1 protein-coding gene and 1 pseudogene are annotated in these 1631 nt (G+C 62.5%); both read right to left on the reverse strand.

Annotated features, from left to right (window positions below; all coding sequences use genetic code 11):
• Positions 1 to 151 (reverse strand): annotated as a pseudogene (locus tag AZ34_RS18135) (flagellin); the annotation flags it as partial.
• A 481-nt stretch (positions 152 to 632) separates the two neighbouring features.
• Positions 633 to 1631: flagellin (locus tag AZ34_RS00145; RefSeq protein ID WP_035603431.1), on the reverse strand; the 999-nt coding region annotated here is incomplete at its 5' end.

The following is a 1631-nucleotide window of genomic DNA, read 5'->3' on the forward strand; positions in this document are numbered from 1 at the left end:
AGATCGCCAGGCCGGCGGCGTCGTCCTTGGCGCTGTTGATGCGCAGGCCAGAAGACAGCCGCTGGATCGCCGTGGTCAGCGATTGGCCGCTGATGCCCTGGTAACGCTGGGCGGACAGCGAGTTGATGTTGGTATTGATAACGGATGCCATTTGATAACTCCTGTGAAAAGAAAATGGCACTGGCTGCAACAGCTTCGCGCCGACTGGTCGATGCCCACTTGATTCGTGGCTCTTCGCAGCACCTTTGAATCAGCCTTGCGAGCTGCTTCTCGATGCATGCCGGGTCTTTGTTTCGAAACCCTGTAGCCCAGTTATCGTCCCGGCCTTGGTGAACTTGAGCCTCGCACCAGCGCAGGTCTTTCTTCTCACGGCATCACGTGCCCTCCTGGCCTCTGAGCGCGCGCGGTCGACAACAAGGCGCAGAACTTGAGCGAGAAATGCACCGTACAAATGGCCCTTCACTGAAGATGCGGTTGACGGAATCGATACGGCATAAAAAGAGCCGGTGCCCTTTGCAGGTACACCGGCTGTCACAGGAGGGCAAGGCGCTGGGCCTGCCACGGGAAAACTCTTTATCTAGTCAACAGATCAGGACGGCCATTCATGCCGCCCCGATCCGTTTGTCAGGCGCTTACTGCAGCAGGGCCAGCACACCTTGCGGCAGCTGGTTGGCCTGGGCAATCATGGCCGTGCCAGCCTGCTGCAGGATCTGCGCACGCGACAGCGCCGCAGTTTCCGCCGCGAAGTCCGCATCCACGATGCGGCTGCGCGAGGCCGTCAGGTTCTCGGCCGTGACGTTCAGGTTGTTGATGGTCGACTCGAAGCGCGACTGCAGGGCACCCAGCTTGGCACGCTCACCGCTGATGAAGGCCAGGGCGGAGTCCACCGTCTTGAGCGCATCGTTGGCGCGGACCACGGTGCTCACATCCAGGTTCGCCACCGTCTTGAGCACGGACGACGAATCGGCCGACAAGGCGGAGTTGGCCGTGGTCGCCGCCGCATCCAGCACGAAGGACTGGTTCGAATCGAAGGTGATGTAACCACTGACGATCGAGTTGTTGGCGGTCGTGTCGGCCGCCAGCGAAACGGCCGCGCCAGCCGTCACCAGGGTGCCCGAGGTGTTGGCCGCGAACTTCTGCACCGCCACCGCACCCGCGTTGCTCACCGCCGTGTCGCTCACCGCGATGTCATTGCCGGTCACGTTGGTCAGCATGACAGCCGTACCGGTATCGTTCAGGCTGGCCACCACGCCCGTCTTGGACGACTTCTCGTTGATCGCGGAGATGGCCGCCGACAGACCGCTGGGCGTGTTGGCCGCGCCCACCAGGTTGAAGGTCACCGACTCGGCCGCGGTGCCATTGTCCGAACGGATTTGCAGGGTGTAGGCGCCCACCGACGCGAAGGTCAGCTGTACATTGGTGCGGCCCGTGGCCGTCACGCCCGTCACCGACGTCTGCTGGTTGATCTGCGACACCAGCGATTGAGCCGTGGCGTTCGAGGCCCCGGTGATCGTAGCGCTGCCTTGCGCCCCGTTGATGGTGAAGTTGTTCGCAGCCACGCCGTTGGCACCAAAGGCACCGGTGCCCGTCGACGCACCCGAAGCCACGAACTGGTTGTTGCCATACACGTT

The organism is Hylemonella gracilis str. Niagara R (assembly GCF_000600295.1).
Classification (GTDB): Bacteria; Pseudomonadota; Gammaproteobacteria; order Burkholderiales; family Burkholderiaceae_C; genus Hylemonella; species Hylemonella gracilis_A.